The sequence below is a fragment of the Cryobacterium sp. MDB2-A-1 genome, assembly GCF_004402675.1.
GTDB classification, from domain to species: Bacteria; Actinomycetota; Actinomycetes; order Actinomycetales; family Microbacteriaceae; genus Cryobacterium; species Cryobacterium glucosi.
The window spans coordinates 1-12,854 of the sequence record NZ_SOFK01000032.1 but is presented as its reverse complement, the minus strand read 5'-3'; the positions used below and the strand labels follow the sequence as shown (position 1 = coordinate 12,854).

Sequence of the window (12,854 nt, the reverse complement as noted above, 5' to 3'; positions counted from 1 at the left end):
GGATGGGGCCTAACGGCGCGGCGTCCAGCCGAGGGCGGGGGCGATGCGTTCGGCCACGGCGGTGAGAATGCGGTGCAACCCCGCCGGCGGATGGTCGAAGGGAAGGGCGATCACGAGCTCGTCGGAACCACGGAAGGCGACGTCGGCGAGGAGGGCCTCGATGATGTCGTCCGGATCGCCGGAAGGCACCTTGCCGAACTGGAACGGCAGGGCGGCTCCGGGAGTGCCGTGGGCGCGCTGCCGCTCCTCGTCGCGCTCGATCAGCCAGGCGAATTCGTCAGCGTCGTCCCGGCAGAGGATCGGCAGCACCTGACGTCCGACGAGTGCGTAGGACGGTCGCTCGGTGACAGCGGCGTGGGCGGCACGGTACGCGGTGATCGACTCGAGCTGGGCTTCCTCGAAGGAAAGCTCGCTCGGTTCCGTGTTGAGGGTCGAGAGCTGCAGGCGGAGGCCCTGCTGGCCGGTGCGCACTGCGCTCGGGGTCGCGCCTGCGCCGTAATAGAGGCGGTCGGAGAGGGTCGGGCTCAGCGGCTGGGCAGTGAGTGGCGTGCCGGCAGGGAAGGCGGGAAAGCTCGCGTCGGCGATGGCGAGGGTGTCGCCGCGGAGTGCCGAACGGAAGGAGGCGAGCCGGGCATCCGCCTCTTCTCTGAGCGAGCCGGTGATGGCACCGTAGACGGGGCCGAAGATGCCTTCTGACTGGGCGTAGCCGGAGCTCAAGCCGACCTCGAGGCGTCCATCGGTGAGGAGGTCGGCGGTGGCCGCCTCCTCGGCGAGTCGCACCGGGTTCTCGAACCGCAACGGGGTCACGGAGGTGCCGAGCCTGATGCCCTCGGTGTGCTGGGCGACGACCGAGAGGAAGGTGAGCGGCGAGGAGAGGTACTTCTCGAGGTGCCGGTGTCGCACCCAGCCGGTGTCGAAACCGAGTTCGTCGGCGTGCCGAAACAGGTCGATTCCGTCCTGCAGGCCCTGCGACGTGGCGCCGGCGACACCGCCGTGTTCGACGAACGCGAGGAAGCCGAGACGGAACGGGGACGGCGTGGGCGCTGATGCTGGAACTGAGGCTGGGGAGGTCATGTCCGGCAATCTAGCGTCCGGCAACACGGTGAGGGAATCGGGCAGGTCATGAAAGGTAAAGCGGCGTCACAGAGCCGCTTCGAGGCTCTCCCGCCTGCTGCGAATCAAGGGCAGGGCGCGTGTGACCGCGAGATCGATGCGCTCCTGCAGGTCGAGGCTCGAGACCCGGTAGTTGGTGAAGTCGGAATCCTTCGCGTAGACGCCGATCGGGAGGGTGAGCGCCTGGAAGAATCCGAACAGCGGGCGGAGCTGGTGCTCGATGATCAGGGCGTGGCGGTCGCTCCCCCCGGTGGCCGCGAGCAGCACCGGCTTGTCGACGAGGGCGTACTGGTCGACGAAGTCGAAGAGGTGCTTGAACAGTCCGGTGAACGACGCCCGGTAGACCGGGCTCGCCACGATGAGCAGGTCGGCGCCCTCGATCCAGTCGAGTTCGGCCTCGATCGTTGCGGGCAGCTGGTCGCGTCGCAACGCGCCGGCGAACTGCTCGCCGATCTCGTGCACGCCGATGAGATGCGCGGCGATAGGGAGTTCCCGGCCGACGGAGGCGAGGATTTCCTTGAGGAGAACCGTCGTCTTCGAGGGCGCGTGCAGGCTGCCGGACACGGCGACGACGCGGAGGGGCCTGGCCGGCGTCTCGGTCGGCGTCTCGGTCGGCGTCTCGGTCACGTGTGATTCGGTCATGGTTGTCCTTCAGTCGGTGCGGGTGGTGGGGGCGGTCGCGGCGGCGAGCGCCGGCAATGGCGCGGTCGGCAGTGGAGAACCGAGGTGACCGCGGAGAGTGGTGGCCTCGTACTCGTCCCTGATGAGCCCGCGACTGCGGAGTTCGGGCACGACGAGACGGGCGAAGGTCTCGAACTGTTCGTGCAGGAAGGCGTTCAGTACGTTGAAGCCGTCGACCGCACTCGCCCGGAACCAGGTTTCGAGGTGGTCGGCGATATCGGCGGGCGACCCGACCACGATCGGGGACCTGATCAGGTGGGCGACGAGGAGGTGCCGATAGGTGACCGGCCGCTTGCCGCCGATCGTGCGACCGGAGCGGCGGGTGACCACGTCGACGAGACGGGCGCCCGCCGCGGTGAAACGGCTCGCGGTGCCGGGGGTGACGGCCTCGTCGAAGCGTCTCTCGACGAGCGGAAGCCCGATGACCTGGCGCAGGTGCCGGATGTTCCGGTTGGCGGGCAGGTCGAGGTCCGCCGCTTCCGGGGTGCCGTCGTCGACGGGGAACAGGTCCACGAGCCGGTCGTAGACGGCCCAGGCATCCGCTCGCGTCTCGCCGACGATCGGAAGGACGAGGGCGACGATGGTCAGGGCGGATGCCGCACGGCCGGCCGCCTCGACCCTGGCCTTGGTGTCGTGATAGAACTCGGCGGCGTCGCCCAGGCTCGTCGGTGCGACCACGTAGATGTCGGCTTGCTCGGCCGCGAACTGCTGGGCGCGACGCGAAGTGCCGGCGTGGACGAGCGGGACATGGCCTTGGACGGGTCGTTGCACATTGAGGGGACCGGCCACCGCGAAGGCCGGTCCGACGTGCTCAAGGGGCGTGACCCTGGACCGGTCGATGATGGCGGCGCTCGCGACGTTCCTGGTGAAGGCGTTCTCGCCCCAGGTGTCCCAGAGGCCGCGGAGCACGGTGACGTATTCGTCTGCGACGTCGAAGCGGTCGAGGTGGGTGCGGGCTCCGGGCGGCCCGAAATTCGCCTCGACCTTGGCATCGGATCCGACGGTGAGGTTCAGCCCGAAGCGCCCTCCGCTGAGCCGGTCGATCGACGCAGCGGCCCTGGCCGTCGCGTATGGCTCGGAGTGGGCGGTCTCCACTGTTCCGACCAGACCGATCCGTCGCGTGATCGCCGCGAGGTAAGCCGCTGTGCTCATCGAGTCGACGCGGGAGAGCAGGTGCGGGTCCGAGAACTCGAGCTCCGGATCCGTCGCGAGCCAGTCACCGAGGAACAGGTAGTCGAAGCCGGCCTTCTCCGCGGCGAGCGCGAGGCGCTTGAGCGCGCGGGGATCGGTCGAAGGGTCGTTGTGCGCACCGGGATACCTCCAACCGGACGGGAAGGACCCCAGGGTGCGCACCATCGCACCGAGCACGAGGTGGCCGTCGCGCTCCGACCAGTCGGCGTCGAACGCCGGGGAGGTGTGATTCGTCATGGGTCGACGCTAGGCCGGGTCGATTCGGGCCGGGGTCCCGGCCGACACATCCCGTCGCGGACGGAAACATGTCGTAAAGAATGCGTGATCGCTGGCATTATCGCGCGCCAGTGCCTAGCGTCGACGGGTCGTGACGCGACGGCAGGATTCGAACCTGCGATTACCGGAATATGAAACCGGTCCCTTCGTCCTCTCGGGCACGCCGCGGTGCAATTCAGGTGGTGAGCTCGTCCTTTCTGTCGAAGGGGGCGACGCCGTCATCAACGAGACGCAGGACATAGGGCGACGAGGTCGCAAGCAGAGTCTCATCGGCCGGCACCGGGCAACTCGCCAGGAACGCCCACAGCGCCCGGATCATCGGGTGCTCGCGGCCAGGTCGGCCGGCAGCCGAGTGCGCCCCGGGTCGCCCACGAGGCTGTCGAGGTGGACCAGGAGCGCCCTGGCGACCTTGTCGTTCTCGCGAAAGGAGATCGCATTCGTGCGCGGGCGGGAGAAGGCGCCGACGAACGGCGAGTTCGTGTACGGCCCGATGGCGAATCGTCGCGGGTGGTGGTCTCCGTCCGGCGTCAGGACCCGGGTGTCGGCCTGGCGCACCGCGAGACGTCCCGTGCTCCCGGTGAAGCCGGCATCCGTCGCCTGCTCCTCGACACCGGCGCCGGAGTCGAGGAGCGACCTGAGCAGCGGGTTGTCGCTCGCGGAGACCACGGTGTCGGGAAGTCGCGCGTCGACGAGTGCGGTCGCCGTGACGACCCGGTCGAGGTTCGCGCTTCCGGCCCGGAACAGGCCCGTCACCTCGTCGGTCTCGACCCAGAGGTCGCCACCGAGGAATTCGACGATGCCGGCTTCGGAGAGCGCGAGGAGTTCCTCGAGCCGGTGGCCAGGCGGACCGCTCGCGATGAAACTGAAGTAGCCGAGCCACCAGCCGTGGATGTCACGCACCCGTGACTGCGCGCTCCATTTCGGTGAATCGATGATGTCCGAAAGCGCGAAGAGGCTCCGGAGCAGGGCGATGAACAGGGCGAAGGTCGCGCTGTGCTCCGGCGCGGTGCGGAGGGTGAGATCGCGGCGGATATAGTCGCGCAGGGCATCCTGGAGCTCGGCGACCGACTCGAACCGAAGGCCGTCGAGGGGACGGTCGAAGTCGGGCAGGAACAGCCGGTCGATCGGGTCGGTGACGGTTGACTCGACGAGGGCGCGGAAGCGTGCCGCATCCTGCTCGATGAGGAACGTGTCGGCACCCCACTCGGTGAGCGGATGACTCGCCGCACGTTCCCCTGACCGTTCCGGCCGTGCGGCGGCGACCGGCAGCGCCCTCGGGTCGATCGCGTCGAAACGGTCGGAGAAGTCCGCCCAGGACGCGGACACCCGCTCGGGGTGTCCGGTGAAAAGCTCCCGGTAGTATCCCCAGACCATTTCCTGCGCTATCAGTGGCCAGACATCGCTCGTGAAGTCGAGGCTCGAGCTGTCCCTGTCGAGGGCCGCGGCAACGTCGGGCGTGAAGAACCGGGGAACCGGTGGCTCCCCGACGATGGTCGAGCTGATCTTGGAGTGGTACGGCACTCCCCTGCGCGACCCGATCAGTACCCGGGGTTCGAGCCCGGACGGCGCGTAGTGCAGCCGCCCATCGGGCAGCCGGGTGAAGCGGCCGCCCCTGCCCTCGGTCAGGAGCACGGTGAGGTCCACCGCGGCCAGGCCGAAGCCGCGCACGATGACCCGCTCGCCTGGCTCGAGCGCGCTCGTGTCGGCATCCGCCGTGAAGGCGGGCGGCAGGTAGTAGCGGTCATGACGGCGGGCGAATTCGGTGAGGGCCGTGTGCTCTGGGGACGGGTCGGCACCGTTGTGACCGAGGGAGTAGAGCACGAGATCGACGTTCAGGGTGACCCCGGTCGAGAGGACCACGATCTGGCCGGCGGCGTCGTCGATGTCGTCGACCCGGATGGCGGTGGCCCGGTGGGACTCGACGGTCACGTTCGGCCCCAGTGCGGCGGCGGCCTCCTCATGGAACCAGGCGAGATAGAGGCTCTGCAGGCGACGGGTCGGGAAGCTCGCCCCGGTGAGGCCGGCGATCTCGGCGGCGAGGACCGCATCGATCTCGCCGGCACCGTCCTTTCCGGCACCGTCCTTTCCGGCACCGTCGATCGCGGGGATCTCGATCGTTCCGGCCCTGACGCCGGCGGCCCACTCGATCAGGGATGGTCCGGGCAGAATCGGGCCCTCGATGACCGACGTCTCGTCGGTGAACATCGTGACGTCCTCGGCGAGGGAATTCAGTTTGAGCAGCGGGGATTGGTCGTGCCGCCAGATCCGGCCGGCTCCGGGTGGGAACGGGTCGATCACGTGCACGACCAGGGGCCGGTCCCTCCCCCACGTTTCGTCGAGGTTTGCCGCGAGGCGTTCGAGCACGCCGGATCCGCGGGGCCCGCCGCCGATGATCGCGATGGCCGGGGCGCGGTCGGGTCCCGTGGGGTCAGTGCCTCTGGAGTCGCTCATGACACAAGAGTCGTCTCGACGGCGACAAATCCCGCCCAATGTGTCGCGCCGTGACGAGGTGACGAATTGTGAAGCGGATGCGTTGGCGCCGCTTCGGAGACCCCCTTAGGTTTCAACTCCAGCGGGGTCGTCCCGCTTCCTGGCTCCCCATCGCTTCCCACCGCCACCCACGAGAAAGGCAGGCACCCCGTGAGCATCGAATTTGCCGGCACCACCACCACGCGAGACACCTTCGTCTACGTCGCCGACGACGACCCGCTCGCCCAGCCGCTGCTGACGGACCTCGCCGCGGAGTACCACTCCCGGTACGGCTCATACTTCGGCGAGAGTGCTTCCACCGAGATCTCCCGGTACCCGGTCGACGCCTTCGCGGCGCCCGACGGAGCCTTCGTCGTGCTGGTGCGCGACGGCATCCCGATCGCCGGTGGCGCGTTCAAACGGTTCGACGAGCGCACCGCAGAGCTCAAGCGCATCTGGACCGCCGCGACCCATCGGCGTCAGGGCCTGGCCCGGCTCGTCGTCGCCGAACTCGAAGCCGAGTCCGCCAGGCGCGGCTACGACCGGGTGTTCCTGACGACAGGCCCCCGCCAGCCCGAAGCGAAGAACCTCTACCTCGTCACCGGCTACACGCCGCTCTTCGACACCGCGCTCACCCCCGACGAGGTGGTCATCCACGCCTTCGCGAAGAGCCTCGACGCCCAGGAACTCGACGTTGCCGGCATCACGGCGGCGCACTATGCAGCCATCCGGCGTGAACACGCTGACAACCCGCGCTTCGTCGCACTGATCCCCGAAAGCGACTGAGACCATGACGGACACCGTGAAGGAACACCGGTCGGCGGCGCCGACCGAGGACTCGTCCGCTTCTCGCCGAGACGTGAACCAGGTCGTGAACCGGAATTCGCCCGATTTCGCCGCCCTCAAGGTCGTGCACACCCGCCACTTTGTGCGCTGGATCTTCGGCGCCCTCGTGCTCTTCGTCGTGCTGCAGTTCCTCTGGAGCCTCGCCACGAACGACAAATACGGCTGGCCGATCTTCGCGACCTACTTCTTCGCACCGGCTATTATCAAGGGCATCCAGCTGACACTCGCCCTCACGGTCGTCTCCGGGACGATCGGGTTCGTCCTCGGCACACTGCTCGCCCTCGCCCGGCTGTCGAAGTCGCCGATCCTGAACAGCGTGTCCTGGTCGTTCATCTGGTTCTTCCGCTCGGTTCCGCTGCTCGTCCAGTTGCTCGTCTGGTACAACCTCGGCTACCTGTACCCGCGCCTCGGGCTCGGCGTCCCGTTCACCGACAACTACTTCTGGAGCTTCGACACCGTGACCCTGGTCAGCCAGTTCGCTGCCGCGGTGCTCGGACTCTCGCTCAACCAGGCGGCGTACTCCGCCGAGATCATCCGCGGCGGAATCCTCTCGGTCGACCAGGGCCAGCTGGAAGCCGCTGCCGCCCTCGGACTCCCCCGGCACGTACGGGTGTTGCGGATCATCCTGCCGCAGGCCGCCCGGGCGATTCTCCCGAACGCCTTCAACGAGATCATCGGCCTGATCAAGGGCACCTCGATCGTGTCGGTCATCGCCCTCGGCGAACTCTTCTACGTAACCCAGGTGATCTACAACCGCAACCAGCAGGTGATCCCGCTGCTGCTGGTCTCGGTGGTCTGGTACATCATCTTCACCACCGTGCTGAGCGTCGCCCAGTTCTATGTGGAGCGCCACTTCGCCAGAGGTGCCCTCAGAGTGGTTCCGCCGACGCCCATCCAGGCGGCACGCGGCTGGGTGAAGACCCAATGGGCGCGGCTCGACGAGAAACCCGAAACCCCCGCCACCCGGATCGGCGGAAACGGATCATGAGCATCGCAGTAACCCAGGCCTCCGGCACGCTGACCGCACCGGCGACCCGCGGCCTCGTCGAAATTCGCGGCGTCTCCAAGAGCTACGCCGGCCACGAAGTCCTGCACGACGTGAACCTGATCGTGCAGCCCGGGGAGGTCGTCGCGATCCTCGGGCCGTCGGGGTCCGGCAAGTCCACCCTGCTCCGCACAATCAACCACCTCGAGAGCGTCGACAGGGGCTGGGTCACCGTGGACGGCGAGCTCATCGGGTACGAGCAGCGCGGTGACCGGCTCTTCGAGCTGAAGGAACGCGAGATCCTGAAGCGGCGCACCAACGTTGGCGTCGTCTTCCAGAATTTCAACCTCTTCCCGCACCTCACGGCCGCAGAGAACATCGCCGTCGCTCCCGTCGCTCTCGGGCGACTGGGCAAGTCGGATGCCCGCGAACTCGCCCTCGGACTCCTCGCGAAGGTGGGCCTCGCCGACAAGCCGGACGCCTATCCCCGCCAACTCTCCGGCGGCCAGCAGCAGCGCGTCGCGATAGCGCGGGCCCTGGCCCTGCAGCCCAAGGTGCTGCTCTTCGACGAACCGACATCGGCGCTCGATCCCGAGCTCGTCGGAGAGGTCCTGGACGTGATCCGAGACCTGGCCAAACTCGGCACGACGCTCATCATCGTGACCCACGAGATCGGATTCGCCCGCGAGGTCGCCGACCGGATCGTGTTCATCGACGCCGGGCACGTCCTCGAAGTCGGTCCCCCCGAGCAGGTCTTCGGTTCGCCAAAGCACCCGCGCACCAAAGAATTCCTGGGTCGCGTGCTCTAAACGCGTTCCGGGCCAATCAGCCACCACCCACCCTGCACAGCAGCATTCACAAACAGAACCGCACAGAAATAGAGGCACACAATGGCAATTAAGAAGAAAACCGCGGTCATCATCGGAGGCATCGCCGCCGTTGCTCTCGTCGCAGGCGGCATCACCGCGGCCGTCCTGGCCGGCACCGGCAACAGCTCGGCCCAGGCCGCAGGCGCGGCCTCTCCCTCGGCGTCCGCCGCACCTGTGAGGTTCAACCTCGGCCCGAAGCAGGACCGGATCCGTCTCGACAAGGTGCCCGAGGCCATCGCGGCCATCAAGAAGAGCGGTTTCACCCCGATCGAGGCCGGCAAGCTCACGGTCGTCGTCAGCCCGTACGTCGCTCCCCTTGGCCTGTTCGCGACCGACGACACGACCCTGATCGGCAACGAAACCGACATCGCCCAGCTCATCGCCGATGGTCTCGGCCTCGAGCTCAACCTGCAGCCGGCAGCGTGGGCGGACTGGCCCCTCGGCATCCAGTCCGGCAAGTACGACCTGATCACGTCCAACGTCACCGTGACCGAGGCCCGCAAGGACCTCTACGACTTCGCGAGCTACCGCGAGGACCTCCTCGGCTTCTACGTGAAGAGCGACTCGAAGATCTCGTCCATCAAGGAAGCCAAGGACGTCGCCGGCCTCAAGGTCATCGTCGGCTCCGGGACCAACCAGGAGAAGATCCTCCAGGGCTGGGACAAGGAGAACATCGCCAAGGGCCTCGCCCCCGTCGAGTACCAGTACTTCGACGACACCGCAGCCGCGAACCTCGCCCTGCAGTCCGGGCGCGCCGATGCCAACTTCGGACCGAACGCGACCTCTGCCTACGCAGCAGCCCAGAACGGTGAGACCAGGCTCGTCGGCACCTTCAACGGCGGCTACCCGGCGCACGCCAACATCGCTGCGGGCACCAAGAAGGGCAACGGCCTCATCGAGGGCGTCAGCATCGTGCTCAACAAGGCGATCACGGGCGGTCAATACGGCGACGTTCTCGCCCGCTGGGGCCTCACGTCCGAGGGCGTCACCGAGTCCCTCGTGAACCCGGCAGGACTCCCGCGCGAGTAGCGCGAGTAGCCACCACTCAGTGACCGGAAGAGCCGGGTCGGGAGAGACACTTCTCCCGGCCCGGCTCTTCCGGTTTCACGCCTGTGTCCTGCCCGCCCCTGCCTAGGATGTCTCCATGGTGTTCATTCAGGACCTGCACCTTCGCGACGGTCGCACGCTCCGCGTGCACGACAGCGCCGCCGACCACGAACTCGACTCGGCCTTCACCGTGCTCTGGCAGCACGGTTCACCCCAGACGGGAGCCCTGCTCGAGCCGTTGCTGTCCGCGGCGGCCGCTCGCGGCATCCGTCTCATCTCGTATGGCCGGCCCGGCTACGGCGGTTCGTCTGCGCTGCCGGGTCGTGACGTGGCCGCCGCGGCCACCGACGTCGAACAGCTTGCCGACGCGCTCGGCATCGCCCGATTCGCCGTCATGGGCGCGTCCGGCGGCGGTCCGCACGCCCTCGCTTGCGCCGCCCTGCTGCCGGAGCGAGTCTCGGCAGTGGGCTGCCTCGCGAGTCTGGCCCCGCTCGACGCCGACGGTATCGACTGGTTCGCCGGCATGGCCACGGACGGAGCGTCCCTTCGCGCGGCACTGCTCGGTCGCGCGGAGCGCACAACGTACGAGGAAACCGTGGACTTCGACCCGGACAGCTTCATCGAGGCGGACTACGACGCACTGGCGGGCGCGTGGACCTCCCTGGGCACCGATGTCGGCCTGGCTTCGGAGGCGGGGCCGGAGGGCCTGATCGATGATGATCTCGCCTTCGTGGCCGCGTGGGGCTTCCCCGTTTCCGCGGTCTCCGCGCCGGTCCTGCTCCTCCAGGGCGTCAGGGATCGGGTGGTCCCGCCGTCTCACGCCGACTGGCTGAGTCGGCGCCTTCCCCGAGCCGAGCTCCGGCTGCGCCCCGACGACGGCCACATTTCCGTGCTCGAGGCGTGTCCAGCGGTTATGGACTGGTTGTACGCGCGGCCGTGATCGCGGCCCCGAGCGCCTCGGCAATCACGCGATCCGCCGAGTCCCGGTGAATCGAATGCCCTGCACCCGCAACGAACGCGTAGCTGAGGTTCGCGTGCCGGGCTGCGAGGCGCTCGCCCTGTTCGGGAAGCACCGATGCGCTGCCCGACGCGGGGTCCGCGCCGAGGAGCCTGACCGGCACCCGGACGTCGTCGAGGTGCGGTTCGAGATCCCAGGGGCTGGTGTCGCTCAGCACGCGCTCGACCGTGAACGGGCTGACCACACGTGCGGCCTCCACCTTCTGGTGCGCGTCTTCCGCGTGCCAGCCCGGGTTCTGGCTGAGTATTCCCGCCGTTGTCGGATCGGTGATCTCCGCGATCGTTTCGGCGAGGAGCGGTGCGACCGAGTCCGGTCCGAGGGTGAGCGGTGGGTCGAGAAGCAAAACGCTCCGAGTCCAGTCGTCGCTGCCCGCCGCGGCGAGGAGCGCGACAACGCCGCCGAGCGAGTGCCCGATGACCAGGTCCCAGGGCTTCCCCGGCGCCGGGCGGAGCCGCAGCGTGTCGGCGACGAATCCCTCCAGCGGATACGAGGTCGTGCGCGGGGCCCGACCGTGGCCACGCTGGTCGGGAGCGACCACGAACCATCCCTCCGCAGCGAGTCCGCTCGCGACTCGCCACCAGACCGCTCCCGCGGACGTGAGTCCGTGAAGCAGCAGCACGCTCCGCGACGCGGCGGGATCGCCCCAGGTCAGCACGGGCAATTCGACGGAGATTCCGGTATATGTGGCGGTCACGATGTCCTTGCGGGATCGGAAATGAAACGGGGAGGATGGAGCCGAGAATACGGCAGCGCCGTGACACTGCAAATCCGGCCCGTAACAATTAGAGTCGTGTGGGGGAATCGGCACAGGAAACGAAGCGGAGCAGGTGTGAGCACTGGAATTGTGGTCATTGACATCCAGAAGGACTACTTCCCCGGGGGCGCATATCCCCTCTCCGGGAGTGAGTCCGCCGCGGTGGTTGCCCGGGGCGTCCTCGACTCTGCCCGTGCAACCGGCACGACCGTCATACACTTCCAGCACATCGCCACCGAAGCGGATGCGACGTTCTTCGTCCCGGGGACCACAGGCGTCGAGATCTACCCGCTCGTGGCACCGGTGACACCGGAGCGCCACTTCACCAAGGGCTCCGCGAACGCCTTTGTGGACACCGGCCTCGAACGGCTGTTGCGCGCTGAGAACATCGACCACCTTGTCGTCATGGGCATGATGAGCAGCATGTGCATCGATGCGACCTCGAGGGCCGCCCTCGACCTCGGCTTCGCCGTCACCATCGTGCACAACGCCTGCGCGGCGCCCGCCTTCGAGTTCCAGGGCACTGAGGTTCCGGGGGCATCCGTTCATGCCGCCTTCATGGCCGCACTCCGCGATGCCGGTGCCGATGTGCTCGCCGCAGCCGACCTCGACCTCGAGTCGCTCCCGGTCCGCTGACGGAGGCCGTGCCCCGTCGCGGTTGGTCACGTCACGGTTGGTCAGTCGCGGTTGGGTGGTCCGGTGAGGACTTGGTGGGCGCGGTGCCTGTTCGGCGGCCGCCAGAGTCGTTGCGGGTCGATGAGTCCGGGGGCCCGGACTTGTGGTGAGCCTTTCACCATGCGGATCTCCCACCCCGAGGTGTCGATCGTGTGGTGATGGAACCAGCAGAGCAGGACCCCGTTGTCGACGGTCGTCGGGCCGTCCTTGGCCCAGGGCTTCACGTGGTGTACTTCGGCCCAGTGCGCCGGGGCTTTGCACCCGGGGATGATGCAGCCGCCGTCCCGGGCGGTGATCGCCCGGCGTTGCGCCCGGTTGAAATAGCGCCGCTCCGGACCGAGCTTGAGCACTTCGTTGTTCGCCCCGAAGAGGACCCCTTGGAAGCCGCCGTCACAGATGCGCTGATGCACCGTCTTCAAAGACACGGGGGCCTCGACCCCGTCGATCCACCCCACCCCGACCCCCGAGGCGAGGTCCGCTGCATTCACGTGCACCATCACCGTCGGCGCCGACCCGCCCATCGACGGGGTGTCCTCGTCCCGGGCGGCGTGTTCGAACAACGCCCGGAGGATGTCCGCGCGCTTCTCCCCACCCGTGCGGGTATCCGCCCGCCGCTCCCGCAGCTCCGCTTCGATCACGTCCAGATCCGGGCCCGTGTCGGCGTCGCCGTCCGCTGATTCGGCGCCGGGGATCATCTGCCCCGAATCCATCAGGGCCTGTTCCTCGGCGGTGGGGAACGCGGGCCGGGCATGGAAGCTCAGGAAGGCGTCGAACATCGTGTTCATGATCCCGAACAGTTCCGGCGTCACCCCACCCTTCACCGGATACAACCCGTTCTTCAACTGGCCGAAGCCGATGTTGGACTTTGCCTCGAACAGGTCCTCGGTTGGGAGGACCCCGTCGGGGTCCAGGGCCGCCTGCCACTGCGCG

Annotated in this window: 12 protein-coding genes and 1 tRNA gene; 6 read left to right on the top strand and 7 right to left on the bottom strand. The window is 68.0% G+C overall.

The genetic code is table 11. The features are described from left to right. Positions 1 to 9: 9 nt before the first annotated feature. The 5 genes from E3O39_RS13325 to E3O39_RS13305 form a co-directional block, all read right to left on the bottom strand. Positions 10 to 1,074, bottom strand: a complete 1,065-nt coding sequence (locus E3O39_RS13325; RefSeq protein ID WP_134448837.1) for an LLM class flavin-dependent oxidoreductase — start codon at positions 1,072 to 1,074, stop codon at positions 10 to 12. A 66-nt stretch (positions 1,075 to 1,140) separates the two neighbouring features. Continuing rightward, the gene (msuE, locus tag E3O39_RS13320) at positions 1,141 to 1,755 is read right to left on the bottom strand and encodes an FMN reductase (RefSeq protein ID WP_134448836.1); all 615 of its coding nucleotides are present in this window, start codon (positions 1,753 to 1,755) and stop codon (positions 1,141 to 1,143) included. Between the two features lie 9 nt (positions 1,756 to 1,764). Then, the gene (locus E3O39_RS13315) at positions 1,765 to 3,222 is read right to left on the bottom strand and encodes an NtaA/DmoA family FMN-dependent monooxygenase (RefSeq protein WP_134448835.1); all 1,458 of its coding nucleotides are present in this window, start codon (positions 3,220 to 3,222) and stop codon (positions 1,765 to 1,767) included. A gap of 133 nt (positions 3,223 to 3,355) precedes the next feature. Further along, positions 3,356 to 3,429: transfer RNA gene (locus tag E3O39_RS13310), tRNA-Met, on the bottom strand. 147 nt (positions 3,430 to 3,576) lie between these two features. Beyond that, a complete protein-coding gene (locus tag E3O39_RS13305) occupies positions 3,577 to 5,712 on the bottom strand; it encodes an FAD/NAD(P)-binding domain-containing protein (protein ID WP_134448834.1) in 2,136 nt (711 codons plus the stop codon). 189 nt (positions 5,713 to 5,901) lie between these two features. Between E3O39_RS13305 and E3O39_RS13300 the strand changes: the two genes are divergently transcribed. The 5 genes from E3O39_RS13300 to E3O39_RS13280 all read left to right on the top strand — a co-directional run bounded on the left by E3O39_RS13300 (position 5,902) and on the right by E3O39_RS13280 (position 10,417). Next, a complete protein-coding gene (locus E3O39_RS13300) occupies positions 5,902 to 6,516 on the top strand; it encodes a GNAT family N-acetyltransferase (protein WP_134448833.1) in 615 nt (204 codons plus the stop codon). 4 nt (positions 6,517 to 6,520) lie between these two features. Continuing rightward, a complete protein-coding gene (locus tag E3O39_RS13295; RefSeq protein WP_134448832.1) occupies positions 6,521 to 7,564 on the top strand; it encodes an amino acid ABC transporter permease in 1,044 nt (347 codons plus the stop codon). After that, the gene (locus E3O39_RS13290) at positions 7,561 to 8,370 is read left to right on the top strand and encodes an amino acid ABC transporter ATP-binding protein (RefSeq protein WP_166787353.1); all 810 of its coding nucleotides are present in this window, start codon (positions 7,561 to 7,563) and stop codon (positions 8,368 to 8,370) included. Before E3O39_RS13295 ends, E3O39_RS13290 begins: the two co-directional genes overlap by 4 nt. Before the next feature lie 81 nt (positions 8,371 to 8,451). Continuing rightward, positions 8,452 to 9,459, top strand: a complete 1,008-nt coding sequence (locus E3O39_RS13285; RefSeq protein ID WP_134448830.1) for an ABC transporter substrate-binding protein — start codon at positions 8,452 to 8,454, stop codon at positions 9,457 to 9,459. Between the two features lie 115 nt (positions 9,460 to 9,574). Then, entirely contained in the window at positions 9,575 to 10,417 is an 843-nt protein-coding gene (locus tag E3O39_RS13280) for an alpha/beta fold hydrolase (RefSeq protein WP_134448829.1), read from the top strand. On the opposite strand, the gene E3O39_RS13275 is transcribed toward E3O39_RS13280, so the two are convergent. After that, positions 10,389 to 11,189 (bottom strand): alpha/beta fold hydrolase, encoded by an 801-nt coding sequence (locus tag E3O39_RS13275; protein ID WP_166787352.1) that lies wholly within the window; start codon positions 11,187 to 11,189, stop codon positions 10,389 to 10,391. The genes E3O39_RS13280 and E3O39_RS13275 overlap by 29 nt on opposite strands. A 135-nt stretch (positions 11,190 to 11,324) precedes the next feature. Between E3O39_RS13275 and E3O39_RS13270 the strand changes: the two genes are divergently transcribed. After that, positions 11,325 to 11,885 (top strand): cysteine hydrolase family protein, encoded by a 561-nt coding sequence (locus E3O39_RS13270; RefSeq protein WP_198413439.1) that lies wholly within the window; start codon positions 11,325 to 11,327, stop codon positions 11,883 to 11,885. Positions 11,886 to 11,926: 41 nt separating this feature from the next. On the opposite strand, the gene E3O39_RS13265 is transcribed toward E3O39_RS13270, so the two are convergent. Then, the coding region (locus E3O39_RS13265) for an HNH endonuclease signature motif containing protein (RefSeq protein ID WP_134448827.1) at positions 11,927 to 12,854 on the bottom strand (928 nt) is incomplete at its 5' end.